The 24341-nt window shown below is 57.0% G+C and carries 25 protein-coding genes and 1 other RNA gene; 9 read left to right on the top strand and 17 right to left on the bottom strand.

Translation table 11 applies throughout. The features are described 5' to 3' along the window. Positions 1-49: 49 nt before the first annotated feature. Positions 50-754, top strand: coding sequence for a pirin family protein (locus tag OXR04_RS12210; RefSeq protein ID WP_267369895.1), 705 nt, complete (start codon positions 50-52; stop codon positions 752-754). A gap of 52 nt (positions 755-806) precedes the next feature. Here OXR04_RS12210 and dolP read toward each other — a convergent pair whose 3' ends face one another. Genes dolP through OXR04_RS12190 form a run of 4 tightly spaced genes read right to left on the bottom strand, consistent with a single transcriptional unit; the run spans position 807 to position 4382 of the window. After that, positions 807-1379, bottom strand: a complete 573-nt coding sequence (gene dolP / locus OXR04_RS12205; RefSeq protein WP_267369896.1) for a division/outer membrane stress-associated lipid-binding lipoprotein — start codon at positions 1377-1379, stop codon at positions 807-809. A gap of 14 nt (positions 1380-1393) precedes the next feature. Beyond that, positions 1394-1981: a DnaA initiator-associating protein DiaA gene (gene diaA / locus OXR04_RS12200; protein WP_003855538.1), complete on the bottom strand. Its 588-nt coding sequence runs from the start codon at positions 1979-1981 to the stop codon at positions 1394-1396. Between the two features lie 14 nt (positions 1982-1995). Further along, a complete protein-coding gene (locus OXR04_RS12195) occupies positions 1996-2391 on the bottom strand; it encodes a YraN family protein (protein WP_009087381.1) in 396 nt (131 codons plus the stop codon). Further along, a complete protein-coding gene (locus OXR04_RS12190) occupies positions 2349-4382 on the bottom strand; it encodes a penicillin-binding protein activator (RefSeq protein ID WP_267369897.1) in 2034 nt (677 codons plus the stop codon). Before OXR04_RS12190 ends, OXR04_RS12195 begins: the two co-directional genes overlap by 43 nt. Positions 4383-4444: 62 nt before the next feature. Here OXR04_RS12190 and rsmI point away from each other — a divergent pair, with 62 nt between their 5' ends. The 5 genes from rsmI to fliR all read left to right on the top strand — a co-directional run bounded on the left by rsmI (position 4445) and on the right by fliR (position 8796). Beyond that, complete coding sequence (gene rsmI, locus OXR04_RS12185; RefSeq protein ID WP_009087377.1) at positions 4445-5311, top strand: 16S rRNA (cytidine(1402)-2'-O)-methyltransferase; 867 nt, start codon at positions 4445-4447, stop codon at positions 5309-5311. 33 nt (positions 5312-5344) lie between these two features. Next, positions 5345-5723, top strand: an RNA gene (gene rnpB / locus OXR04_RS12180) — RNase P RNA component class A. A gap of 1393 nt (positions 5724-7116) precedes the next feature. Beyond that, entirely contained in the window at positions 7117-7440 is a 324-nt protein-coding gene (yecR, locus tag OXR04_RS12175; RefSeq protein ID WP_267369898.1) for a YecR family lipoprotein, read from the top strand. Positions 7441-7764: 324 nt separating this feature from the next. Beyond that, complete coding sequence (fliQ, locus tag OXR04_RS12170; RefSeq protein WP_267369899.1) at positions 7765-8016, top strand: flagellar biosynthesis protein FliQ; 252 nt, start codon at positions 7765-7767, stop codon at positions 8014-8016. 3 nt (positions 8017-8019) lie between these two features. Next, entirely contained in the window at positions 8020-8796 is a 777-nt protein-coding gene (gene fliR, locus OXR04_RS12165) for a flagellar biosynthetic protein FliR (protein ID WP_267369900.1), read from the top strand. 61 nt (positions 8797-8857) lie between these two features. Here the strand turns inward: fliR and OXR04_RS12160 are convergent, their stop codons facing one another. From OXR04_RS12160 to OXR04_RS12115, 10 genes are all read right to left on the bottom strand, one after another. Further along, the gene (locus tag OXR04_RS12160; protein WP_267369901.1) at positions 8858-9832 is read right to left on the bottom strand and encodes a glutathione S-transferase family protein; all 975 of its coding nucleotides are present in this window, start codon (positions 9830-9832) and stop codon (positions 8858-8860) included. A 76-nt stretch (positions 9833-9908) separates the two neighbouring features. Continuing rightward, positions 9909-10319 carry a DoxX family protein gene (locus OXR04_RS12155; RefSeq protein ID WP_009087370.1) on the bottom strand — a complete coding sequence of 137 codons (411 nt, stop codon included), beginning with the start codon at positions 10317-10319 and terminating at the stop codon, positions 9909-9911. A gap of 202 nt (positions 10320-10521) precedes the next feature. Continuing rightward, the gene (locus OXR04_RS12150; protein WP_009087368.1) at positions 10522-10806 is read right to left on the bottom strand and encodes a YqjK-like family protein; all 285 of its coding nucleotides are present in this window, start codon (positions 10804-10806) and stop codon (positions 10522-10524) included. Next, positions 10806-11201, bottom strand: coding sequence for a phage holin family protein (locus OXR04_RS12145; protein WP_009087366.1), 396 nt, complete (start codon positions 11199-11201; stop codon positions 10806-10808). The genes OXR04_RS12150 and OXR04_RS12145 overlap by 1 nt, the downstream gene beginning before the upstream one ends. A gap of 2 nt (positions 11202-11203) precedes the next feature. Next, positions 11204-11509: a YqjD family protein gene (locus tag OXR04_RS12140; protein ID WP_009087364.1), complete on the bottom strand. Its 306-nt coding sequence runs from the start codon at positions 11507-11509 to the stop codon at positions 11204-11206. Between the two features lie 35 nt (positions 11510-11544). Next, entirely contained in the window at positions 11545-11919 is a 375-nt protein-coding gene (locus tag OXR04_RS12135) for a DUF1090 domain-containing protein (protein ID WP_009087362.1), read from the bottom strand. Positions 11920-12110: 191 nt separating this feature from the next. After that, on the bottom strand, positions 12111-12458 hold the full coding sequence (gene mzrA, locus OXR04_RS12130; RefSeq protein WP_009087359.1) for an EnvZ/OmpR regulon moderator MzrA: 348 nt from the start codon (positions 12456-12458) through the stop codon (positions 12111-12113). Continuing rightward, the gene (locus OXR04_RS12125; RefSeq protein ID WP_009087358.1) at positions 12458-13132 is read right to left on the bottom strand and encodes a DedA family protein; all 675 of its coding nucleotides are present in this window, start codon (positions 13130-13132) and stop codon (positions 12458-12460) included. The genes mzrA and OXR04_RS12125 overlap by 1 nt, the downstream gene beginning before the upstream one ends. Positions 13133-13453: 321 nt before the next feature. After that, positions 13454-14230 (bottom strand): transcriptional regulator ExuR, encoded by a 777-nt coding sequence (gene exuR / locus OXR04_RS12120; RefSeq protein WP_009087356.1) that lies wholly within the window; start codon positions 14228-14230, stop codon positions 13454-13456. 87 nt (positions 14231-14317) lie between these two features. Then, positions 14318-15622 (bottom strand): MFS transporter, encoded by a 1305-nt coding sequence (locus OXR04_RS12115; RefSeq protein WP_111208115.1) that lies wholly within the window; start codon positions 15620-15622, stop codon positions 14318-14320. Between the two features lie 399 nt (positions 15623-16021). Between OXR04_RS12115 and uxaC the strand changes: the two genes are divergently transcribed. Genes uxaC through OXR04_RS12100 form a run of 3 tightly spaced genes read left to right on the top strand, consistent with a single transcriptional unit; the run spans position 16022 to position 20383 of the window. Then, a complete protein-coding gene (gene uxaC, locus OXR04_RS12110; protein ID WP_009087351.1) occupies positions 16022-17437 on the top strand; it encodes a glucuronate isomerase in 1416 nt (471 codons plus the stop codon). Between the two features lie 2 nt (positions 17438-17439). Then, positions 17440-18909, top strand: coding sequence for a tagaturonate reductase (locus OXR04_RS12105; RefSeq protein ID WP_267370123.1), 1470 nt, complete (start codon positions 17440-17442; stop codon positions 18907-18909). After that, a complete protein-coding gene (locus OXR04_RS12100) occupies positions 18893-20383 on the top strand; it encodes an altronate dehydratase family protein (protein WP_267369902.1) in 1491 nt (496 codons plus the stop codon). Before OXR04_RS12105 ends, OXR04_RS12100 begins: the two co-directional genes overlap by 17 nt. Positions 20384-20577: 194 nt before the next feature. On the opposite strand, the gene sstT is transcribed toward OXR04_RS12100, so the two are convergent. The 3 genes from sstT to OXR04_RS12085 all read right to left on the bottom strand — a co-directional run bounded on the left by sstT (position 20578) and on the right by OXR04_RS12085 (position 24257). Then, positions 20578-21810, bottom strand: a complete 1233-nt coding sequence (sstT, locus tag OXR04_RS12095) for a serine/threonine transporter SstT (RefSeq protein ID WP_111208118.1) — start codon at positions 21808-21810, stop codon at positions 20578-20580. Positions 21811-22045: 235 nt separating this feature from the next. After that, the gene (locus tag OXR04_RS12090) at positions 22046-23014 is read right to left on the bottom strand and encodes a TerC family protein (RefSeq protein ID WP_046102583.1); all 969 of its coding nucleotides are present in this window, start codon (positions 23012-23014) and stop codon (positions 22046-22048) included. Positions 23015-23270: 256 nt separating this feature from the next. Then, a complete protein-coding gene (locus OXR04_RS12085) occupies positions 23271-24257 on the bottom strand; it encodes a Gfo/Idh/MocA family oxidoreductase (RefSeq protein WP_267369903.1) in 987 nt (328 codons plus the stop codon). Positions 24258-24341 lie beyond the last annotated feature (84 nt).

Raw genomic sequence — 24341 nt, 5'->3', positions numbered from 1 at the left:
TGCATAGAGTCCGTGACCGATCCTCGTCACCGGATGCCGGAGGTAAATAATGATAACGACACGCAGTGCGTCCGCATGTGGTCAGGCCGACTTTGGCTGGTTGCAGGCCCGCTACAGTTTCTCTTTTGGCCACTATTTTGATCCAAAACTGATGGGCTACGCGTCGTTGCGCGTACTGAATCAGGAAGTGCTGGCACCAGGGGCCGCCTTTCAGCCGCGCACCTATCCGCAGGTCGACGTGCTTAACATCGTGCTGCAGGGCGAAGCGGAATATCGCGACAGCGAAGGCAACACGATCAGCGTGCAGGAAGGGGAGGCGCTGCTGCTCTCAGCCCAGCCGGGGGTCAGTTACACCGAAATCAACCTGAGCAAAGAGCGCCCGCTGACCCGTATGCAGCTGTGGCTGGCCGCCTGCCCGGAGCGTGAGAATCCGCGGATGCAGAAACTGGCCCTGACGGCGGGTCGCACCTCTCAGATGATCGCCTCGCCGGATGGCGTGGATGAGAGCCTGCAACTGCGTCAGCAGGTGTGGATCCATCAGGTCGAACTGGCGCCGGGCGAGCAGCATGCGCTGCATCTGCAGGGGCCGCGCGCCTATCTGCAGTCGATTCACGGTTCGCTGGAAGCCCGATCGGGTGCGGCGCATCGGGAAGCGCTCGGGTGCGGCGACGGTGCCTTTCTGCAGGAAGAGTCGCTGCTGACGCTGACGGCGAAAACGGCGACCCGGGCACTGGTTATCGACATCCCGGTCTGATCCTCAGGCAATAAAAAAGGCGGCCATGGCCGCCTTTTTTGCGTCTTACGCGTTACTTCAGCAGGGTAAAGGCAGTGGTGACGTGCTTCACGCCACTGACGCGGCTGGCGATATCGGCCGCCGCCTGCGCTTCCTGTTGCGTCACCAGACCCAGCAGGAACACTTCGCCATTCTCGGTGGTCACCTTCACGTTGGAGGATTTCACCTGATCGCTGCCCAGCAGCTGCGAGCGGATCTTGGTGGTGATCCAGGTGTCTGACGAGGTAGTGCCAAGCGTCACTTTCTGACCAATGCGGATCTCGTTATAGACTTCGGTGGCGCCATCCACGCCCATGGTGATCTGTTTCGCACGATTGGCGATCTCCTGCGACGGTGCCTGACCGGTCAGCAGCACTTTGCCCTGATAGGCGGTGGCGATGACGCGGGCATCGGTTTTAATCTGCTGATCTTTCGCCAGCGCATTGGTGACGCGCAGCTCCAGCGTGCCGTCGTCCACCTGCGTGCCGACCGTACGGGGGTCGGTGGCGGTTTTGGTGGCAACCGCTGCGCCACCGGCAACCACGGCGACACAGCCCTGCAGCAGCAGGGCGGTTAACAGAATAGCGATAGCGTTCAATGCTTTCATTCGTGCTCCTTCGGTCATTCCTGATGGGGAAAGAGGGTGTTATCGATCAGATCGCATAAGCAGTTAACGGTGAGCATATGCATCTCCTGAATCCGGGCACTGCGGTGTGAGGGAATACGGATTTCCACATCCTGCGGGCCCAGCAGTCCGGCAAGCTCACCGCCATCATACCCGGTAAGCGCAACGATCGTCATATCGCGTGTTACCGCGGCTTCAACGGCCTTCACAATGTCGCGGGTGTTGCCACGGGTTGAGATGGCCAGCAGCACATCACCTGCGTGGCCCAGCGCGCGCACCTGCTTGGCATAAATTTCATCGTGCAGGCGATCGTTACCAATCGCGGTCAGCATCACGTTGTCTGCACTTAACGCCAGCGCCGGCAGGCTGGGGCGCTCGGTTTCGAAACGGTTGATCATGCTGGCGGCGAAGTGCTGAGCATTGGCGGATGAGGCGCCGTTGCCGCAGCTCAGGATCTTATTGCCGTTCAGCAGAGATTGCACCAGCGTCATGGCCGCACGGGAGATGGCATCGGGCAGCGCCTCAGCGGCAGCAATCTGGGTCTGAATACTTTCAGTAAAACACGCTTTAATTCTTTCCTGCACACAACCACCTGGTTCTAAACGTCTGCATTAAAGGCATCCGGCAGCCACTCGAGCGCCGTGCCGGTAATGGCGATGATGTCGAAACGGCAATTCACCGTTGCAAAACTGCCGCCGCGTTGCGCCAGCCAGAGAGCGGCAGCGCGCAGCAGCTTCTGCTGTTTGCTGCGGGTGATGCTGGCGAGTGCGCCACCGTAGCGCGCATCGCGGCGGTAGCGAACTTCGACAAACACCCAACAGTGCCCGTCACGCATTATCAGGTCAAGTTCACCCCCGCGAAAGTGAACATTGCTGGCGACCCATTTCAGGCCCGCCTGCTCCAGATAGCGCCGGGCATCTTCTTCATACCGGGCGCCAGTCTGACGGCGGGTCAGTTGGCCGGTGCGATTTCGCCCCGACGATACTGGTTCCATGTCAACTTCCTGTTGATCACACAATCCGTGTTGGCGCTGAGCTTACCGGTGTTGCCATCCAGCGTATAACCCGGTGACTGACGCATCTGGTTAAAGTGATTGGCCAGCGTCCAGGCATCCATCCCCATGGCATAGAGGCGCACCAGCGAGTAGTCATTGTTGAATGACTTCGAGGTCTGCTGCATCAGGCCCGGATTGCTGCCGGAGAGCAGAGGAATATCGCTGAACTGCAGGCCATCCATCTCCAGACGGAAATCGGGACCGGCACCCGCCTGCGCGCTGCGCGAGCTGGCATAGAGCGAAATGTTGCTGCGGCTGCCGGTGCGCATGGCGATCATCGGCTTAATCAGCTGCAGCTCATCCTGGGTGGAAACGATATAGACCGCATCGACGCCTCCGCCGCTGCTGGTGCTGACGGCCTCTGGCGTGCTCTGCTGCGGCGCCGGAATGGTCAGACCGGCAATGGACACACCCTGCTGCTGCTGGGCAGGGGCCGCATTCACCGGCGTGCCTGACAGGCTGATGCCCGCGCCACTGTTGATGCCCTGCTTCAGCTCAGCGGTCGAGCCAAAGCGCTGCTGCATCACGGTACCGCCACCCAGCGTCTGCCACTCCTGCGCGAAAGCATTGGTGACGCGATCGCCCAGACCGCTGCGCGGGACCAGCAACAGCGGCTCGCGTTTGCCCTGATCCCAGATATGGTGCGCGGCATCGCGCGCTTCGTCTTCAGGAGAAAGCGCAAAGTAGCAAATATTCGGATGGTTCTGGATCGTTTCCGGCTCGTTAAGCGCCAGAACATTGAGTGGCGTCTGACTGTTAGCCACTTTCTCCACGTTGCTCTTCAGCAGTGGCCCCACCACGAGGGTGGCGCCATCCTGCTGGGCCTGCTGCATCACCTGCTCAATCGGCTGGCTGCTGGTGTCATAGACCTTAATCTGAGCGTTGCTGGCCGGTTCGGCGGTGGCGGCAGGCTGAGACTGAGGCTGCGCCTGCGGGGTCGCCTCAGCCGCCTGCTGTTGCGGCGCGCTGATCGGGTCGGAAGCCGAGCCGGCGACAGCTGCCGGTTGCGTGCTGGCCGCGCCATCCGTCGCGGCGGGCTGTGCGGCCGCCGGTTGGGCGGCAGGGGCGGAGACGCCATTCTTCGCGTCAGTAAAGCCTTTCTGGATCGCATTCGCGAAGACCTGCGCCTGACCATTCATGGGCAGCAGCAGCGCGATAATGCTGGTTGAGGCTTTGGTGTAGTTCTGCATCTGGCTCAGCTGCGTCGGCAGCGTTTTGGCCGCCGGATTCTGCGGATAGCGGGTCTGCCAGTCTTTGATGCCCGACTTAAGCATCCCGGCATCCTGGATGTTAGCCCGCCAGACGGCAAGCAGGTCGAGCCAGCCCTGCAGCACGTTTTCATCGGCGTTAATGACCAGGTTGCTGGCCTCCTGCGGCGACATCTGCGTCAGCGCCTGCCAGGTAGCATCGATGTTGGCCTGATGGTCGCTGCCGGTCAGCAGCGGCTCCTGCGCAATATAGGTGCGCAGCAGGGAGAGAGAAGGGCGACCCTGTGCACTGGCGATCTGCAGGCTGTAAAAACGCGCCAGCTGATCCTTCGATAATGCACCGGTTTTCACGTCAGCCAGCAGTGGCTCAGCCTCTTTGATCTTCTGCTGGGCAATCAGCAGCTGCGCTTTCAGCAGCAGCGATTCCTGCTGCTGCGTCTCAGAGAGCTGCTGCGGCAGCTGACTCAGTTGCTGGGTCGCTTCAGGATACTTTCCTTCCTTCAACAGGGCGCGGATTGCGAGTAATTGCCAGTCGGTCTTGCTATCATCGCTGCTTTGCTGCGCCTGCTGCAGATAGTAAGCGGAGCTGGCTGTGGCAGGCCCCTGAATATTGACGGTTGAGGTTTGCGGCCCCTGACCGCTACACGCGGCTAAAATCAGCCCAGCAAGAATGACAGGCAGAAAGCGTCCTGCTTTATGACGAACGACTTTTGAAGGAAGCATACTGTATCCAGTGATGTTTTTTTCAAGATGCTCAATATTAAATCGGCAATTCGGATGAAACAATGAAACAACTCGATCGGGCAGAGATTTCTGCCAGCACGCTCTACATCGTTCCAACCCCGATTGGTAATTTGGGTGATATCACCCAGCGGGCGCTGACGGTGCTTTCGAGCGTCGATCTGGTCGCTGCGGAAGATACACGTCATACCGGGCTGTTGCTACAACATTTCGCCATCAATGCGCGACTCTTCGCACTTCACGATCACAACGAACAGCACAAGGCTGAACTGCTGATTGCGAAGCTGGAGGAGGGTCAAAGCATAGCCTTAGTTTCGGATGCTGGCACGCCGCTGATCAACGATCCGGGCTACCATCTGGTGCGCCGCTGCCGCGAAGCGGGCATCCGGGTGGTGCCGCTGCCAGGCGCCTGTGCCGCCATTGCGGCGTTGAGTGCCGCCGGGCTGCCGTCCGATCGTTTCTGTTACGAAGGGTTTCTGCCGGCCAAAACCAAGGGGCGTTGTGACGCTCTGCGCGCGCTGGTGCAGGAGCCGCGCACGCTGATTTTCTATGAGTCCACCCACCGCCTGATCGACAGCCTGCAGGATATGGTGAGTGAGCTGGGCGGGGATCGCTATGTGGTGCTGGCGCGTGAGCTGACCAAAACCTGGGAGTCGATCCACGGCGCGCCGGTGGCCGACCTGCTGGCGTGGGTAAAAGAAGATGAGAATCGCCGCAAAGGCGAGATGGTGTTGATCGTTGAAGGCCATAAGGCCGATGACGAAGACGCGCTTCCGGCGGATGCGCTGCGAACGCTGGCGCTGCTGCAGAAAGAGCTGCCGTTAAAGCGGGCGGCTGCGCTGGCGGCTGAGATCCACGGCGTAAAGAAAAATGCGCTTTATAAGTATGCGCTGGAGCAGCAAGAGGCGTGACAAATGCGGGCGAATGCCCTATTATCCCGCGCCGAAGCTGACCAGACAGTCGCCGCTTTGTCGTCGTCCTCACTTGTGGGGAGACGGGCAGAGGGGAGGAAAGTCCGGGCTCCATAGGGCAGGGTGCCAGGTAACGCCTGGGAGGCGCAAGCCTACGACCAGTGCAACAGAGAGCAAACCGCCGATGGCCCAGAAATGGGATCAGGTAAGGGTGAAAGGGTGCGGTAAGAGCGCACCGCGCGACTGGCAACAGTTCGTGGCACGGTAAACTCCACCCGGAGCAAGGCCAAATAGGGGTTCACAAGGTACGGCCCGTACTGAACCCGGGTAGGCTGCTTGAGCCAGTGAGCGATTGCTGGCCTAGATGAATGACTGTCCACGACAGAACCCGGCTTAACGGTCAGCTTCGACTTCTTACTAAAAAAACCCCGCTCCGGCGGGGTTTTTGCTTTCTGGTGATGAATGACTGTCCACGACGCTTTTCATGAAAGGAACGCGGCTTAACGGTCAGCTTCGACTTCTTCAAAAACAATAATTTATTGTATGTAGATTGGTTATCGCAGATTTTGGGATACAAATTGGGACACAGCAACCTAATTGTTAATATTCCTCATATGTTGCGTCGCAACGGCATCTACTACCTTTATTATCGTTTCAATAATCGCTTCTTCCGATGTTCACTTGGTACAGATAGTCCTCGCCGTTGTAAAAGCCTTCTAGCTCGAATAGCTCATAACTGGAGCAGTTAAAGGATGGCAACATTACTGAGCATTCTCTTAAGAGATTGATAATGGCAATGAAAAAAACTTACCCAGCAAGATCTCGACAGTTTTATGATTGAACAGGCCGCTGATATATGTGCCTAGGTAGAAAATCTTCCCTTAACCAGAACAAAATCAATACGAAATGGCTCAGCCTTATCTTTGCCTGATCCTGAGGTGATGCAACTTCTGACCCATCAATTCTTAAATCACTGACAAGAGCATATCTTCAATGGTGAACCATTAGCTACTGAAGCTTGTTTTATCGAAAATCTGTCCCATAAGTACGATATCCGAGGTATGGAAGATGCGATTATGTCTGCTGCATAAAAACATAATGTTTTACTGAATCAGTCCCAAACTGCGCATAAATCACTTATGCCGCGTGATATTCCTACTCAATGATAAGTTTAGTTTTAGTCAATGCTACTCAGATATTTGAGACGCTTGGATTTTTAAAACAGGGGAGGGATGAAAAATTGGGCTCAGCCCTTTTTCTAATAGTTCGATACTCATACGTCCAATCAAGAAAATGTAAAAAGCATAGTTGGTGCCTAAACGAACCACATCAGGAGGCAATAGATGAAATTTGGGGAGAATGGTAGTCAAAGTAGCTTGTGGCAGTGCGAGCTGTAAAGGCTGGAGAGGGGGCGGGAAAAGCTTAATCCCGCCAATTTGAATTCATTCCAATCGAGACTTATTACGGCTTACATACGGATGAAATTCACTGTGTGTAACCCTAGATTTGCCTAGTTGCGCTTTGAGTTCCGTCCCCATAGTTCTTAAGGTGCTTCTATTTTTTTCAGTTTCACGCTTACTGACTTTACGAGCGTGATAATTCATTTCATGATCTTCTGAAAAATTCACGTAATCGTGATCGCTAATCGACATAATGAATCATCCTATGCTGTTGTTATACAAAATAAAATTAAATTACATATATAAATGAGAAAATTCTTATACATTTTGTAATCTTCGTTTAAGATAAGCAATCCTTTAGAGTGTAAATGTGTCCTGGTAATTCATTTTGTTTCAAGGAATGTGATGATGAGCAAAAAATACGCAATTATAGCTTTGTCTTTAATCGTGTTATCTGGATGTGCCGCAAAAAAACAAATGGTCCCTACTGGGGGCAGTAAATCAGATGGAACAGTCCGTATGAGCTATAGCTACGGTATGTTTGAGAAGCCTGTTATCGATCCACAGCAGGGTATGGCAGCTGCAAAAGCTCGTTGCTCTGCTTGGGGATACAATGGAGCAGAAGCATTTGGCGGGTTTACCTCCCAGTGTTCACAGCCTTCTTCTTCCGGTTGTATGGAAACTACCGTTACCGTTGAATATCAATGCACTGGTGATCTCAAAAAGTAGCGATGGGGGCTATGGCCCCTATTACTTTTAAGCCTCGATATGTAGTGTTAGAAAGTAAAAACCGCTTAATAATTGACAGGTCAAAATCACCTCAGAATCTTCTCTTTTTATCTCAAATAAAGCCCAATCAACTTCCTCGCCTTAACTCATAGTTTTTGCTGATAAATAAGGGTTCTTTGAACTCATTATGTGTTGTGGTAGCTCACTCACTTTGAGATACACGAGGAGTACATTTTGAGTTATATTTCAACAATCATTTGATTAAAAACGACATTTTTTAGAGGTTGAACCTGACTTAACGGCCAGCGTCGACGTCTTACTAAAATGACGCTGGGATATCAGTCAATCAGGGTCGCCCTGCTGATCGCCGCGCCGCTGCTGCTGGGCGCGATGTTTACCGGGCTGATTATAAGTATCCTGCAGGCGTCGACGCAGATTAACGAATCCACCCTCTCTTTTATTCCCAAGGTGCTGACCGTGGTTGTAGTGAGTATCGTCGCTGGCCCCTGGATGCTGGAGACGCTGATGAATTATATGCAGTCGGTCTTCACCCATGTCGCTTTCGTCATCCGTTAGACGATGCAGAATCTGCTGCCAGACCTGAACATGCTGATCAGCCATGCCTTCTGGCCGCTGATCCGTACCCTGGCCCTGTTCAGCACGGCACCGGTTTTCAGCGAAAAAGCGGCGCCGAAAAAAGTCAGGGTGGGGCTGGCGGTGCTGATCGCCTTTCTGCTGGCACCGACTCTGCCCGAAAACCGCGTGGTGCTGATGTCCGTGACCGGATTGTGGGTAACGATCAGAGAGCTGCTGATTGGTTCGGCAATCGGCCTGACGGTACAGTTTATTTTTGCTGCGCTGCGGTTTGCCGGTGAGGTGGTGGGTATGCAGATGGGGCTGTCGTTTGCGGCCTTTTTTGATCCCTCCGGCAATCAGAGTATGCCGGTGCTGGCACGCATTCTGAACGTTCTGGCGGTGCTGCTGTTCCTCGCCGGTAACGGTCACCTCTATCTGATTAAGATGCTGGCCGACAGCTATACGCTGCTGCCGATCAGCGGGGCGACGCTGACCCGCAGCAGTTTTTATCGGTTACCCGAGGCTGCGGGCCTGATCTTCAGCAGTGGATTGCAGATTGGGATGCCGGTGGTGACGTTGCTGCTGGCGCTGAACCTGACGCTGGGCTTACTTGACCGCCTGACACCGCAACTCTCTATCTTTGTTATTGGCTTCCCCATCTCCATCACCCTGGGATTGGGGGCGCTGCTGCTGATGATGTATAACCTTCCGACCCTGTTTCAGGATCAGATGAATGAGATCTTCAGCGCGGTGAACAACATTCTGGTGGGGTTTCGCTGAGGGCGCGGGACGCCGCCGGGGTGAGACTCAGCCCCGCGCCACGGCGTGGGGCTGATGCCGCTTAATCGCGACCGTGCGGCTCATCCCAGTCAAACGCCGGGCCGAGAGAGATAACGCCGTGCGGGTTGATGGTTTTATGGCTGCAGTAGTAGTGATGACGAATATGCGGCAGACTGACCGTCTCCGCGATGCCCGGCATCTGATAGATGTCGCGCAGGAAACCGCTGAGATTCCGGAAGTCACCAATCCGGTGACGATCGCATTTGAAATGCGTGACATAAACCGGATCAAAACGCACCAGCGTGGTCCACAACCGCAGATCCGCTTCGGTCAGCTGATCGCCGGTCAGATAGCGATGCTGGCCCAGAATCTGCTCCAGGCGCGACAGCGAGTGGAACAGGGCGGTGACGGCCTCGTCATAGGCGCTCTGTGAGGTCGCAAACCCCGCTTTGTAGACGCCGTTGTTCACCGTGTCGTAGATCCAGCCGTTCAGCTCATCAATCTTCTCACGCAGGGCAATCGGGTAGTAATCCCCGGCGCGCGCACCCACCGCATCAAACGCACTGTTGAACATGCGAATGATATCGGCAGACTCGTTGCTGACGATGGTGTTCTGCTGCTTGTCCCACAGCACCGGCACCGTGACGCGACCGCTGTAGTGCGGATCGGCGTGCAGATAGAGCTGATAGAGGAAGTCATTCTGATAGAGTTTGTCGCCGGTTGCCTCCGGGAACGTATCGTCAAACGTCCAGCCATTCTCCAGCATCAGTGGATGCACCACCGAGACGTCGATCAGGTTATCCAGCCCCTTCAGCTGACGCATCAGCAGCGTGCGGTGCGCCCAGGGGCAGGCCAGCGAGACATAGAGATGATAGCGGTCGCGTTCGGCGGTAAACCCCGCTTTGCCTGTCGGGCCTGCGCTGCCATCGGCGGTCACCCAGTTGCGGAAGGCGGACTCTGAGCGCTTAAAGCGTCCGCCGGTCGATTTGGTGTCGTACCAGGTGTCATGCCAGACACCGTCAATTAACTGTCCCATAATGGCTCCAAAGCAAACAGGGCGGGGAAATGTCCCCGCCCTGCTAAGTATATGTGGCATTACACGTTATGTGAGATTAGTGCGCAATCGCCTGCGGTTTTCTTTTGCTGATCAGGCGATCAATGCTGTATGCGCCCGGACCCACCAGACCCAGCACCAGGAAACCCCCGGCGATAGAGAGATTCTTCATGAACATCAGCTGGTTCACGCCTTCGGCAAAGTTACTGTGAAACAGGAACGCGGTCAGGATGGTGAAGCCGGCAGTGAACAGCGCGGTAAAACGGGTCAGGAAACCAAACAGGATAGCCAGACCGCCGCCAAACTCCAGCAGGATAACCAGCGGCAGCATAAAGCCGGGCACGCCCATCGCTTCCATATATTGCTGGGTGCCTGCATAACCGGTGATTTTGCCCCAGCCCGCGGTAATGAACAGGATTGGCATCAGGATGCGAGCCAGCAACAGACCAGTATCTTCGAATTTTTTCATCATTTACTCCAGCGTTATCAGTAGTGCAGGGCAGGCTGCCCGCAGGGTTTGTGCCCGCTGAAAGCAGTGATGCTTTTCATTGGGTTGATAGCTGGAGATGATAATCGCGGCGTGAAAAGGTTGTAAGCAGGAAAAACTGTCAGTGTTTTTCAGAAAAACTGATGAAGAAAGCCGGTCTTTTCAGGACCGGCTTTTCAGAGAGTTAACGCGGGGGCAGGGCGGACTTAATCATGCGCCAGGTACTCCAGGCACCAAATCCTCGCTTGGCCCAGCGCAGCAGCCGGTTGGGACTGCGAATCGAGTAGACGGCCAGCGCACTGCTGCCAATCGCCAGATAGCGACGTAAGCTCAGGAACGTGAACCAGCCACGATCGTACTGGGCGGTACTTTCCAGCCAGTCGCGCCGCGCCGCGCTTAAATCCAGCCGCTGCTGCTGCACGTGCTTAAGCAGTTCATGGATGCGTTCTTCACGCTCGCGGCGGCTCATCAGCGCTGCTCCTCAAGCAAATTACGGTCAGTCTCCAGCTCTTTACGCGTGTGGCGTAACAGCGTGGACTGACGGGATTTGTGAAGGGTCCAGAGTCCGAAGATAACCGCCAGCAGGAACAGAGTGCCGGTGGTGATCCCGATGGCCATCAGGCGATACTGCGCATCCACTGCCCAGATAATCAGCACCATCAGGCTCATCAGACCAAAGGCCGTGAACAGCATCGTCAGGCCCACCATCAACAGCAGCTGTATCAGGTTGGCTTTCTCATGCTCCAGTTCCACCACTGCCAGACGAACGCGCGTCTCGACCATGCCAACCAGCGTGGTGACAATACGCTGGCCGATGTTAATGACCCCTTTAGCCGGGCCGTGGTTCTGCTGTGAATCAGCCATAATCAGCGACGCGAAATGAGCATGCCCAGTGCGACGCCAATCGCTGCACCGATACCCACACCATGCCAGGGATTTTCACGCACGTAGCCTTCCGCCTTCTGCGCCGCTTCACGGGTTGTCGCCGCAAGGCGTTCGCCTGATTCACCCAGGCGCTCACGTGAGCTGTCCAGCGCCACACGCGCTTTATTACGAAGCTTATCCAGCTCCCCTTTCGATTTTTCAGTGCTGCTGCTCAGCACCTCTTCCAGGGTATCAGCCAGATTTTTCAGTTCAGCACGCAGATGTTCCGATGATGTGTCTTTAGACATAAAATACTCCTTTAACATCAGTAGATTAATTCCGATTAATAGGGCTCCGCCTGTAACTTTTTCAGCTCCCGGCGCGCTTCATCCAGTTTTTGTTGTCGCTTCGCAATCTTCTCCCTGTCGTGGCCCTCATCACGCTCTTCCCTGAGTTCGTGCTCGCGCTCAGCCACTTTCTGCTTCTGCGCATTAATTCTTTCCAGATGGGCGGCTTCCAGCTTTTTGTCGCTGCAGTCCGCCTGGACTTCGGTCAGCGCCCGCTCAAGGCCGTTGACCCGGCGCAGATTGTTATGCTTCTGCGCCATCTCAATTTCGTGCTTAATGTCCTGCTCTTTCTGCTCGCACAGCGATTCGGCGGCCAGCAGTGAGCCAGACAGCGAAAAGAGGGCGACGCCCAGTAATAGGTGATATTTCATCCGTTTGGGTACCTTCCTTTGCGACCTGATTGTTCAGCAGCGGGATCAGATGTGGATCGCGGATGCTGAGAATCGTCTCTCCGTTAAGCATAGACACGCAACGTAAAAAGTTCAAAGAAGACCGGGAGATAGAGAGGCTGTCAGGCCGCCACGCGATGCCGCGACGGCCTGAAAAGCAGGGACGGGGCGTATCAGGCCAGGGAAAGATGCTGAGCGTGATCGTGCTGCGCCACGATAAAGCCCTGTGGCAGCAGGCGGCGTAACACCTTTTGTGCCGCCAGACTCTGTTCTTCGCTGTCAAAGTGAATAATCAGTGCATCGCCCGCCGGGGTAATGCTTTTAATACGGATACCCTGCGCGCTGAGCTGCTGATAGAGATAAAAGCCATCGGGCAGAGTCGCGCCCGCATGGGAAACCCGGATCTGCACCACCGTCTCGTGCTGCATCAGGGCGGGAACCACGCAAAGCGCGATCAGCGCCAGCGCGCCCGCCATCAACCACGGCATCCACCGTTTTGGAATCGCCTGCAACGCTTTCATCACTCGGCTTTCCCGTTCTGATTCGCCTGACGTTTACGCCATAAAACGACCAGTGAACCTACCAGCCCGAAGACCAGCAGCGCCAGCGGCAGCATCATCAGGAAGAACATCATCTCATCTTCATAGCGCCGGAAAATCGGTGTTTTACCCAGAGCAAAGCCGATAACGGTCAGAATCACCACCCAGAGCAGCGCGCTGACCCAGTTGAAAAACTGAAAGCGGGCGTTGCTCAGACCGGACAGGCCGGCGATGGTAGGCAGCAGGGTGCGCACAAAGGCGATAAAGCGGCCAATCAGCAGGGCAGAGAGGCCGTGGCGGTGAAACAGGCTGTGCGCGCGCAGGTGGTACTGGGCGGGCAGATGGGAGAGCCATTTCTGTACCGTGGGGGTATTGCCGAGCCAGCGACCCTGGATATAGCTCACCCAGCAGCCCAGACTGGCCCCGGTGGTTAAAACCAGAATCGTTAAGGGGAAACTCATGGTGCCTTTGGCAATCAGCACGCCGACCAGAATCAGCAGACTGTCACCCGGCAGAAACGCGGCAGGAAGCAGGCCATTTTCCAGAAACAGAATCATGAACAGCACGCCGTAAATGGCCCATACCAGCGTGGGGTCGGAAAGGGTCTCGTAATCCTGTTGCCACAGGGCATGCAGCAACGCTTGCAGAATATCCATCAATCATTCCTGAACATCATTGTTAAACATGTCCCACAGGGACTTAAACGCAGACCGGCATGTCGTTATAAATTTTAGGAGCGCAGCCTGGGCGGGATTTTCCGGATCCTTCCAGAATTGATTGTTAAATCAGCGATTTTATAACCCCCTGTCTCAAAGGGTAATAAAAGGGCGATAACTGTAACAAAAATCACCTGTCTGAGACAGGAAAACTCGCTGACGAACAGGAGTTTTACCTTGTGAAACGGCGTGTAAAAAGGAGCTTTACATGACCTGACACTATTGCAGATTAACTGACCCTCACCGGCGCGTTCAGGCTGTTTAGCGGGCGTGGCTGGAGCCGTCAGGAAGGATGACCGGATTCTCACCGAACATGTATCGGTCGACATTAAATTCAAAATCATCCGCCGTCGCGTTAAACAGCATCTGTTTAGTATTTTCCAGATGTTGCCACATCGCCAGTTTGCTGGCGGCGGGATCTTTACGCATCAGGGCTTTGAGGATCTGATCGTGGTCGTCGCACCAGCTGAGAATGCTGCGCTGGTCGATGTGTTCGTGAAGTTTCAGCCAGTAGGGATTGTGCTGACGATGCAGCCACATTTTTTCAACGATGGCGGCTAACGCGCTGTTCTGCGTGGACTGGGCGATGCGGACATGAAACTGCATATCCCACTCTGAATCGCGGAAGTGATCTTCCTTACGGGCATTCTCCTGAATCGCCATCAGGTCGATGATGTCCTGTCGCGTCACCTGCGTGGCGGCAAACTCCGCCACGTTACTCTCAATCAGCTGACGTGCCTGCAGCAGTTCAAACGGACCGAACGTCGCGAACTCCAGCTGGCTGCTGGTCGGCGCGATGCGATTCTGCTGCTGGCTGGCAATGACGTGGATGCCCGACCCTTTACGGACCTCCACATAGCCTTCCACTTCCAGCATGATGATCGCTTCGCGCACCACGGTGCGGCTCACTTCCATCTCTTCGGCAATCAGACGTTCAGCGGGCAGCTTGTCACCGACCGGGTAGATCCCGGTTTCAATACGGCTTTTCAGCTCGCTGGCCAGCTTCTGGTAGAGTCGACGGGATTCGGTGAGGTCCATGGCACAGTCCTGATAGCAAAACAGATAAGTTGTTATACCACTTCAGGCGGCGGGAGGAAATGGGCTGGCGTATGCCAGCCCGGTGGGTTAGCTGCGAACGGCATTCGCAGGCGGCAGGGCGGCCTCAGCGCTCAGTTCGGCAACCGGTTTGTTTTTCAGTACGGTCCAGATCACCACCGCACCCAGCAGGTCGAACACCGCCAGCGCGGCAAACAGCGGGCTGAAGCCCAGCGTATCAGCCAGTGCGCCGACCACCAGCGCAAACATCGTACTGGCGGTCCAGGCTGCCATGCCGGTCAGGCCATTGGCCGTGGCAACCTCATTGCGGCCAAAAACGTCAGAGGAGAGGGTGATCAGCGCACCGGAAAGCGCCTGATGAGCAAACCCGCCCACACAGAGCAGCGCGATGGCGACATAGGGGCTGGTGAACAGGCCGATGGTGCCAGGCGCAATCATCAGGACCGCGCCCATCGTCACCACCAGCTTGCGGGAGACGATCAGGTTGACGCCAAACCAGCGCTGGAACAGCGGCGGCAGGTAGCCACCCAGAATGCAGCCGAAGTCCGCAAACAGCATCGGCATCCAGGCGAACATCGCAATCTCTTTGAGGTTAAAACCGTAAACCTTGAACATAAACAGCGGGATCCAGGCGTTAAAGGTGCCCCACGCCGGTTCGGCCAGAAAACGTGGCAGGGCAATCCCCCAGAACTGGCGGTTGCGGATAATCTCCAGCGCCGACATTTTGCGGGTGTTGCCGGTCTGATGCTGCGCCTCCTGACCGGAGATAATGTAATGGCGCTCCTCCTCACTCAGTTTCTTCTGCTGTTTCGGGTGTTTATAAAACAGCAGCCAGCACAGCGCCCAGACCATGCTCAGCACGCCGGTGATGATAAAGGCCATCTGCCAGCTGTGCGCCATGATGGCCCAGACCACCAGCGGCGGAGCCAGCATCGCGCCGATGGAGGAGCCGACGTTGAAGTAGCCGACCGCCACCGAACGCTCTTTGGCCGGAAACCATTCGCTGCTCGCCTTCAGGCCCGCCGGGATCATCGCGGCCTCAGCCGCCCCGACGGCGCCGCGCGCCAGAGCAAAGCCGCCCCAGCTGCCCGCCATCGCCGTGGCCGCGCAGAAGATCGCCCACAGCACGGCAAACACCGCATAGCCAATTTTGGTGCCGAGCAGATCGAGCACATAGCCTGCCACCGGCTGCATCAGTGTGTAGCAGGCCGAGTAGGCCGCCACGATATAGGAGTACTGTTGCGTGGTGATATGCAGCTCGGTCTGTAGTGTCGGTGCCGCCACCGCAATCGTGTTGCGGGTCAGATAGCCCAGTACCGTGCCGAGCGTCACCAGCCCAATCATGTACCAGCGTAACCCTTTGATCTTACGCATCCTCTACCTCTTCCAGTTCTGTATGCGGTCATGCCGCTGTTGTTATCTGGAGCGGGACAGCACGTGATACTGCTCGGCTCACGCCCGCAGGTTCTGTGTCAGCAACCCCGTTTTTACCCTGCCATGTGTGGGTCGCCTGCGACCTCACGATGGGGCCAGAGCCTAACTTGTTATACAACTTTAAAAGTTGAGAGCCATCACAAAAACCCTTTCTGCGCTGTGGGATACTGGAAACCTGACAGATGACAGTCATTTAGCGCGCTGTGGGCGACAGAAATGTCCATGAAGGTGGTGAGTGGCCGCGGTTTATGTGAGCAGGATCGCAAATAATTCCGTCACGGACCAGAATTGGTATGATAACTTTGAGCCATACGTGGTTCAGCTGATGAGGATGTCTCTATGTCGCGTTTTATGACCGAGGATTTTTTACTGGATAGTGAATTCGCCCGTCGTCTCTACCACGACTATGCGAAGGATCAGCCGATTTTCGACTATCACTGCCACTTACCGCCGCAGCAGATTGCCGAAAATTATCGCTTTGCCAACCTTTATGACATCTGGCTGAAGGGCGATCACTACAAGTGGCGGGCGATGCGCGCCAACGGTGTGGCTGAGGCGTTCTGTACCGGGAACGCCAGCGATCGCGAGAAGTTTGATGCGTGGGCACGGACCGTACCGCACACCATCGGCAATCCGCTCTATCACTGGACGCACCTGGAGCTACGTCGTCCTTTCGGCATCACCGATACCCTGCTGTCTGAAAAAACCGCCGACAGCATCTGGCATCGCTGCAACGAGCTGCTGGCGCAGGACGCCTTTACCGCGCGTGGCATCATGCAGCAGATGAAGGTGAAAATGGTCGGCACCACGGACGATCCGCTGGATGACCTGCGCCATCATCGCGCCCTGGCAGAAGATGCCAGCTTCAGCGTGAAGGTACTGCCGAGCTGGCGGCCGGACAAAGCCTTTAACATTGAAGCCGAAACCTTCCTGCCGTGGATCGGTGCGCTGGAGCAGCTGACCGACATCAGCGTGCAGCGTTTTGATGACCTGCGCCGGGCGCTGCATCAGCGGCTGGATCACTTTGCGGCGCACGGCTGTAAGGTGTCCGATCACGCACTGGATGTGGTCTGTTATGCCGACGCCGATGACGTCACGCTGGATAACATTCTGGCGCGCCGCCGCAGCGGCACCACGCCCACGCCACACGAGACGGCCCAGTTCAAAACCGCAGTGCTGGTCTGGCTGGGCAGCGAATATGCCCGTCGCGGCTGGGTGCAGCAGTATCACATTGGCGCGCTGCGCAACACGAACCCGCGTCAGTATCAGCTGCTGGGGCCGGACGTCGGCTTTGACTCGATCAACGATCAGCCGCTGGCCGAACCGCTGGCACGCCTGCTGGGCGCACAGAACCTCAATAACGCGCTGCCGAAAACCATTCTTTACTGCCTGAACCCGCGCGACAACGAAGTGCTGGCTACGATGGCGGGCAACTTCCAGGGCGAAGGAGAGGCGGGCAAAATGCAGTTCGGCTCCGCCTGGTGGTTCAACGACCAGCTGGATGGCATGCAGCGCCAGCTGACCCAGCTGTCGCAGATCGGACTGCTGAGTCGCTTTGTCGGGATGCTGACCGACAGCCGCAGCTTCCTCTCCTACACCCGCCACGAATATTTCCGCCGCCTGCTGTGTCAGATGATCGGTCGCTGGGTAGAGCAGGGTGAGGCGCCGGGCGATGAAGCCCTGTTAGGGCAGATGGTGCAGAACATCTGCTTTAACAACGCCCGCGACTACTTCGGCATTGAGCTGGGAGCCTGATGATGCAGAGGCTGAACCGCCGCGACTTTCCGGGTGCGCGCTATCGCGACCGGGTGATCCAGTTTGGCGAAGGCAATTTCCTGCGCGCCTTTATCGACTGGCAGATCGACTGGCTGAACGAGCATCAGGGCACCGATGCCGGGATCGTGGTGGTGCGGCCTCGCAACCGGGACGTCAGCGATACGCTGAATCAGCAGGAGGGACTCTACACCACGCTGATTCGCGGGCTGAACGCGCAGGGCGAGCCGGTCAGTGAAACCCGTCTCATCCGCAGTCTGAACCGTGAGATCCACCCTTATCAGCAGTTCGGCGACTTTATGGCGCTGGCGCAAAATCCTGACCTGCGCATGGTTTTCTCGAACACCACCGAGGCGGGTATCGCCTTTGCGGAGGCGGATCAACTCGCCGACCAGCCCGCCAGCAGCTTCCCGGGTAAACTGACGCAGTTGCTGTGGGCGCGCTACTCCCACTTCAGTGGGGCCAGCGACCGCGGCTGGCTGGTGGTGCCGTGCGAGCTGATTGACCACAACGGCGACACCCTGCGTGAGCAGGTGCTGCGCTACGCCGATCACTGGCATCTGCCGACCGAATTTAAAAGCTGGGTGCATCAGCACTGCGCTTTCTATAACACCCTCGTCGACCGCATCGTCACCGGGTTCCCGGCGGAGAGTGAGCAGCTGCAAAGCGAGCTGGGCTATGAAGATCGCTATCTGGTGGCGGGCGAAGTCTACTACCAGTTTGTGATTCAGGGGCCGTCGGCGCTGTTCAGTGAGCTGAAGCTGGAGGCGCTGTCGCCGCAGGTGCGGCATGTGGACAACATCGCGCCCTATAAAGCGCAGAAGGTGGCGATCCTGAATGGTGCCCATACCGCGATGGTGCCGGTGGCGTTTCTGGCCGGTCTGGAGAGCGTGGGCGAGGCGATGGCCGATCCGGCTATTGCCGGGTTTGTGGCGTCGTTACTGCGCGAGGATGTCATCCCAACGCTGGATCTGCCTGCTGCGGAGCTCCATGCCTTTGCCGATGCGGTCCTGCGCCGTTTCCGTAATCCCTTTATTCGCCATGCGCTGCTGTCGATTGCCCTGAACGGCATGACCAAATTCCGCACCCGCCTGCTGACGCCACTGCTTACCGCACATCAGCAAACCGGGCAGTGGCCGGTGCACATTACCTTTGCGCTGGCGGCGCTGATCGCCTTTTATCGCGGCGAGCTGGCCGGAAAAGCGTGGCCGCTGCAGGATGATCCTCACTGGTTACAGCGCTATGCCGATGCCTGGCAGGGGCAGGAGAGCGGGGCGATGTCGCTGCAGCAGCTGGTGGAGAACGTGCTCAGCGATGCGCAGCACTGGGGCGAAGATTTAACCCGTCAGCCCGGGCTGGCTGAGACGATTACCCGGCACCTGCAAAACATTACCGTCCACGGCGTTCGTGAGGCGCTGAGTCAACTGAGGTCACGCGATGCAAGACGCAATTAAAATCGATCCCCGCGACAATGTCGCCGTGGCGTTACGGGACTTGGCCGCGGGCGCGACGGTTGAGCTGCCACCACAGCGTGTGGTGCTGCAACAGGCCGTCGGGCGCGGGCATAAATTTGCCCTGCAGCCTGTCGGGCAGAATGAGCCAGTGATCAAATATGGCCTGCCGATTGGCCATGCCACGCAGGCGGTGGCGGCCGGAGAGCTGATCCATTCTCAGAATGCCCGCACCAATCTCAGCGATCTGGACCACTATGCTTATCAGCCCGACGTCGTGACGCTGCCGCCGCAGCGTGGCGATCGCGAGGTGCAGATCTACCGGCGCGCCAGTGGCGAGGTCGGCATCCGCAACGAGCTGTGGATCCTGCCCACCGTCGGCTGCGTCAACGGCATTGCGCGTCAGATCCTGCAGCGTTTCCTGCAGGAGACGCAGCAGGCGGAAGATATTGATGGCGCGTTCCTGTTCAGCCACACCTTTGGCTGCTCGCAGCTGGGGCAGGATCACGACAACACCCGCACCATGCTGCAAAACATGGTGCGGCATCCCAACGCGGGCGCGGTGCTGGTGATTGGTCTGGGGTGTGAGAACAATCAGGTCGATGTCTTCCGTGACACCCTCGGTGCTTTTGAAAGTGACCGGGTGGAATTTATGGTGTGTCAGCAGCATGACGATGAGGTGGAAGCCGGACTGGAACGTCTGCATGCACTCTATCAGAAGATGCGTCATGACCGGCGTGAACCGGGCAGGCTCAGCGAGCTGAAGTTCGGGCTGGAGTGTGGCGGCTCGGACGGCTTCTCCGGCATCACGGCCAACCCGCTGCTGGGACGTTTCTCCGACCAGATGATCGCCAACGGCGGCACCACCGTGCTGACCGAGGTGCCGGAGATGTTTGGCGCGGAGCGGATTCTGATGAGCCGCTGTCGCGACGAGGAGACCTTCCATAAAACGGTCGCGATGATCAACGACTTCAAGCAGTACTTTATCGATCACCAGCAGCCGATCTATGAGAATCCCTCGCCGGGCAACAAGGCGGGTGGCATTACTACGCTGGAGGAGAAGTCGCTGGGGTGCACCCAGAAAGCGGGGCAGAGCCAGGTGGTCGATGTCCTGAAATATGGCGAGCGGTTAACCACACCGGGGCTGAATCTGCTGAGTGCACCGGGCAACGATGCGGTCGCCACCAGCGCCCTGGCGGGTGCCGGATGCCACATGGTGCTGTTCAGTACCGGACGCGGCACGCCCTATGGGGGGTTTGTACCTACGGTGAAGCTGGCGACGAATACGCCGCTGGCGGAGAAAAAACCGCACTGGATCGACTTTAATGCCGGACGGCTGATTGAGGGAATGAGCATGGAGGCGATGCTGGAAGATTTTGTCGATACCATCGTGGCGATTGCCAGCGGTCAGCCCACCAACAACGAAAAGAACGACTTCCGCGAGCTGGCGATTTTCAAAAGCGGGGTGACGTTATAATTTGCCGTCAAAAATGACGACCCTGAGGTCGTCATTACCGTCTGTTGATTCGGTGCCCTTCGCGGGTGGCAGAGTCCGATCGCAAAGTCGCTTAAAGCATCCCTGCTCGCTCGGCCCGCGCCTTCCCTGGCGCGGGACGCTTTGCTCTTCGGACTCTGCCACCCACTCTTTGAACTGCTGAGCTATCTGAAAGATTAAGCCCGGCTGGTTTCGCGCTCCGCTTCTGCCTGACAGACAGCGGCGGTAAACAGAATATCCGTTGACGAGTTCAGCGCGGTTTCTGCCGAATCCTGCAGGACGCCGATAATAAAGCCGACCGCCACCACCTGCATTGCCAGGTCATTCGGAATACCAAACATGTTGCAGGCCACCGGGATGAGCAGCAGCGAACCGCCCGCCACACCCGATGCGCCACAGGCACAGAGGGAGGCCACCAGACTCAGCAGAATGGCAGTCGGCACATCAATGCTGATCCCCAGCGTATGGACCGCCGCCAGCGTCAGCACGGTAATGGTGATTGACGCGCCCGCCATACTGATGGTCGCGCCCAGCGGAATCGACACCGAATAGGTATCCTCATCCAGCTTCAGACGTTTCGCCAGCGCCATATTCACCGGAATGTTGGCGGCAGAACTGCGGGTAAAGAAGGCGGTGACGCCACTTTCGCGCAGGCAGGTGAAGACCAGCGGATAAGGGTTACGGCGGATCTTCCAGAACACCAGCAGCGGGTTAACCACCAGTGCCATCAGCACCATACAGCCCAGCAGCAGCGCCAGCAGATGCGCATACTGCCACAGCGCACCAAAGCCGGTGGAGGCCAGAATTGACGCCACCAGACCGAAAATACCGACAGGCGCACAGCGGATGACGCAGCGCACCAGCCAGGTCACGGCTTCGGACGCGTCATTAAGAAAGGCGCGGGTGGTGTCACTGCTGTGACGGAACGCCAGACCCAGACCAATCGCCCACACCAGAATACCGATATAGTTCGCCTGCATCAGCGCGGTGATCGGATTCGACACCATGCTCATCAGCAGCCCGTGCAGGACTTCCGTGATGCCGGAAGGGGGAACAATTTCGGTACTCCCGACCGCCAGCGTCAGCGTCTGCGGGATCAGATGGCTGAACAGCACCGCGACCACTGCCGCGAAAAAGGTGCTCAGCAGGTAGAGCATGATAATCGGCCGGATGTTGGTTTTCTGGCCCTGCTGGTGGTTCGCAATCGAGGCGATGACCAGCACCAGAACCAGTAAGGGGGCCACCGCTTTCAGCGCACTGACAAACAGTTCGCCCAGCAGGCCGACCGCTAACGCGGCATCGTGTGAGATCCAGGCGAGCGCGACACCGGCGACCAGCCCAATCATGATTTGCTTCACCAGGCTACCGGCGAGCAGCGTACCCAGACGTGCGGAGAGAGTTTTCTGCATAATAGTTTCTATATTTTGTCGCGAATGTAGTTTCAGGCGCGATGTTTTGCATCGGCTAAAACGGTTTGCCCGGCGGAGTATAAGGAAAAGATCGGACGAGAAAAGAGAAAGTTCTGCCGCTGTGGAGCGCGTCAGATTTTTATTATGCTGAATAGTGGAAGTGTGACAGAGGGATGAAATGGCGCGGCAGGCTGCCACAAAATAAAACAGGGGCATCCGCTGCCCCCGCAGGTAATTATGGTGCGAGCTTTTTCTGGTCTCTTTTGCGGTTAACCCAGGCATTAATCAGCAGGGTTGATGCCAGAATGACACCGACCACACTCAGCGAGATGCCGACCGGGATGTGGTAGAGGTCGACAATCAGCATCTTAAAGCCGATGAACACCAGCACAATCGCCAGGCCATACTTCAGCATCGAGAAGCGCTCTGCCACGTTCGCCAGCAGGAAGTACATGGCACGCAGACCCAGAATGGCAAACAGGTTGGAGGTCAGGACGATGAACGGGTCGGTGGTGACGGCGAAGATCGCCGGAATACTGTCGACCGCAAAGATCACGTCGCTCAGCTCCACCATGATCAGCACCAGCAGCAGCGGTGTCGCAAACAGCACGCCGTTTTTGCGGGTAAAGAACTTCTCACCGTCGAGATCGTCCGTCATGCGCAGATGCTTACGCAGCCAGCGCACCACCGGCTTGTCGCCTACTGCGCCATCATCCTCTTTCGCCAGCGCCATTTTCACCCCGGTAAACAGCAGGAAGGCACCGAACACATAGAGGATCCAGCTGAACTGGGTCACCAGCCAGCTACCGGCGAAAATCATGATGGTACGCAGCACGATAGCGCCTAATACCCCGTAGATCAGCACGCGACGCTGCAGGTTGGCCGGAATAGAGAAGTAGCTGAAGAGCATCAGCCAGACAAAGACGTTATCCACCGCCAGTGCTTTTTCCAGCACGTAACCGGTCAGGAAGGCGAGTGTCTGGGTGTTAGCCACTTCGCGTCCTGCGCTGCCTTCCAGATACCACCAGAAAGCGGCGCTGAACAGCAGTGAGACGGAAACCCAGATCAGCGACCAGATCGCCGCCTGTTTAAAAGACATGGTCTGCGCGCCGCGGCGTCCCTGCAACAGCAGGTCGATAGCCAGCATGATAAGCACCACAACCGCAAAGCTGCCCCAGAGTAAAGGTGTCCCCACAGTTTGCATATTCGTATCCTGTCTGAAAAATAAAAAAAACGGCTGAAGTCAGAAGACATCAGCCGCTTATTTTTGTGTAAGCAAACCTCGCCTTCCGGCAAGGTCTCACTTACAACACAGAAATTGATTCCGGGTTGCCTGACGACCGGATGCTTGCGCAACGTAGTGACGATCAATCAGATTACAAGTTACTCCCCTTTGCAGAAAGCTACGTTACGGTTTCACCGCCCAGGAAGCAACAGCTCGCAGACATATTTAGAAATATTTACACAACCCTCCGGTCGGCCGGGAAGATAACACCGGTCTGCCGACGGATTTCAGTCAGCAGTGCCGCCGTGGTGCGTGAGATCGCAAGCCCGGGATGCGCCACCTGACGCTGCGCCACCAGCCGGGCAAATTCGGCCGCTTCATAACGCATCGTATTGCTATGCTGCGGCTGACTTAGCACCTGCTTTTCTCCGCCGCGGGGCATAAAGGTCAGCTGCTGACACTCTGATAACTTCTCAATAAGCAGCGATCCGGCTTCTCCCTGAATCTCGCTGGGCAGGCTGGAGTCACTGACTTTCGAGTGCAGAATCGTCACGTCGAAATCGCCGTAGTCGAGCACCACCACCCCATGCCCGTCCACGCCGCTCTCAAGCAGGGTGGCGCTGGCCTGCACCCGCTGCGGCGCGCCCCACAGTGCCACCGCCGAGGCCAGGCAGTAATAACCGATATCCATGATCGAGCCGTTCGACCAGCGCGGATCAAAGGTGTTGGGATTTTCGCCGTTGAGATAGCGCGGGTAGCGCGATGAATACTGACAGTAACTCAGCAGGGCTTTCCGCATCCGCCCCACGGCGGGCAGCGCTGCTTTTAAATGCAGGAAATTGGGCAGGCTGGCCGTTTTGAACGCCTCAAACAGCACCACCTGATGTTCCCGGGCGCAGGCGATCATCTGCTCCGCCTCGGCCAGATTGGAAGCCAGCGGCTTTTCACAGATGACATGCTTGCCGTGCGACATAAACAGCAGTGCCTGCTGGCAGTGCAGGGCGTTAGGGCTGGCAAGATAGACCGCATCGATCGCCGGGCTGGCGGCCAGGGCCTCCAGCGAGGTAAAGGTTGCCTGGCAGGGATAGTCGGCGATAAAGGCGTCCGCCTGCTGCTGACTGCGCGAATAGACCGCACAGAGTTGCATCCCGCCGGTTTCATGCGCGGCATCAATAAACTGGCGTGTTATCCAGTTTGTTCCCACAATGGCAAAACGAATCACGTTTTCTCTCCGGCAGCGGTAAAGCGGCAGAGTAACATCTCTCCGGCGCGGTGCAATGGGGAGGGGCGGGCAGGGATTGATCCT

The sequence above is a fragment of the Pantoea sp. GM_Pan_3 genome, assembly GCF_026541045.1.
Taxonomy (GTDB): domain Bacteria; phylum Pseudomonadota; class Gammaproteobacteria; order Enterobacterales; family Enterobacteriaceae; genus Pantoea; species Pantoea anthophila.
The sequence above is the reverse complement of the archived record's forward strand: the minus strand, read 5'-3'. Positions and strand labels throughout refer to the sequence as shown.

Excerpts from the sequence above, each read along its gene's own strand:
- OXR04_RS12210 (WP_267369895.1), top strand. The coding sequence starts at position 50 with ATGATAACGACACGCAGTGCGTCCGCATGTGGTCAGGCCGACTTTGGC.
- dolP (WP_267369896.1), bottom strand. The coding sequence starts at position 1,379 with ATGAAAGCATTGAACGCTATCGCTATTCTGTTAACCGCCCTGCTGCTG.
- OXR04_RS12195 (WP_009087381.1), bottom strand. The coding sequence starts at position 2,391 with ATGGAACCAGTATCGTCGGGGCGAAATCGCACCGGCCAACTGACCCGC.
- OXR04_RS12190 (WP_267369897.1), bottom strand. The coding sequence starts at position 4,382 with ATGCTTCCTTCAAAAGTCGTTCGTCATAAAGCAGGACGCTTTCTGCCT.
- rsmI (WP_009087377.1), top strand. The coding sequence starts at position 4,445 with ATGAAACAACTCGATCGGGCAGAGATTTCTGCCAGCACGCTCTACATC.
- yecR (WP_267369898.1), top strand. The coding sequence starts at position 7,117 with ATGATGAGCAAAAAATACGCAATTATAGCTTTGTCTTTAATCGTGTTA.
- fliQ (WP_267369899.1), top strand. The coding sequence starts at position 7,765 with ATGACGCTGGGATATCAGTCAATCAGGGTCGCCCTGCTGATCGCCGCG.
- fliR (WP_267369900.1), top strand. The coding sequence starts at position 8,020 with ATGCAGAATCTGCTGCCAGACCTGAACATGCTGATCAGCCATGCCTTC.
- OXR04_RS12160 (WP_267369901.1), bottom strand. The coding sequence starts at position 9,832 with ATGGGACAGTTAATTGACGGTGTCTGGCATGACACCTGGTACGACACC.
- OXR04_RS12155 (WP_009087370.1), bottom strand. The coding sequence starts at position 10,319 with ATGAAAAAATTCGAAGATACTGGTCTGTTGCTGGCTCGCATCCTGATG.
- OXR04_RS12150 (WP_009087368.1), bottom strand. The coding sequence starts at position 10,806 with ATGAGCCGCCGCGAGCGTGAAGAACGCATCCATGAACTGCTTAAGCAC.
- OXR04_RS12145 (WP_009087366.1), bottom strand. The coding sequence starts at position 11,201 with ATGGCTGATTCACAGCAGAACCACGGCCCGGCTAAAGGGGTCATTAAC.
- OXR04_RS12140 (WP_009087364.1), bottom strand. The coding sequence starts at position 11,509 with ATGTCTAAAGACACATCATCGGAACATCTGCGTGCTGAACTGAAAAAT.
- OXR04_RS12135 (WP_009087362.1), bottom strand. The coding sequence starts at position 11,919 with ATGAAATATCACCTATTACTGGGCGTCGCCCTCTTTTCGCTGTCTGGC.
- mzrA (WP_009087359.1), bottom strand. The coding sequence starts at position 12,458 with ATGAAAGCGTTGCAGGCGATTCCAAAACGGTGGATGCCGTGGTTGATG.
- OXR04_RS12125 (WP_009087358.1), bottom strand. The coding sequence starts at position 13,132 with ATGGATATTCTGCAAGCGTTGCTGCATGCCCTGTGGCAACAGGATTAC.
- exuR (WP_009087356.1), bottom strand. The coding sequence starts at position 14,230 with ATGGACCTCACCGAATCCCGTCGACTCTACCAGAAGCTGGCCAGCGAG.
- OXR04_RS12115 (WP_111208115.1), bottom strand. The coding sequence starts at position 15,622 with ATGCGTAAGATCAAAGGGTTACGCTGGTACATGATTGGGCTGGTGACG.
- uxaC (WP_009087351.1), top strand. The coding sequence starts at position 16,022 with ATGTCGCGTTTTATGACCGAGGATTTTTTACTGGATAGTGAATTCGCC.
- OXR04_RS12105 (WP_267370123.1), top strand. The coding sequence starts at position 17,440 with ATGCAGAGGCTGAACCGCCGCGACTTTCCGGGTGCGCGCTATCGCGAC.
- OXR04_RS12100 (WP_267369902.1), top strand. The coding sequence starts at position 18,893 with ATGCAAGACGCAATTAAAATCGATCCCCGCGACAATGTCGCCGTGGCG.
- sstT (WP_111208118.1), bottom strand. The coding sequence starts at position 21,810 with ATGCAGAAAACTCTCTCCGCACGTCTGGGTACGCTGCTCGCCGGTAGC.
- OXR04_RS12090 (WP_046102583.1), bottom strand. The coding sequence starts at position 23,014 with ATGCAAACTGTGGGGACACCTTTACTCTGGGGCAGCTTTGCGGTTGTG.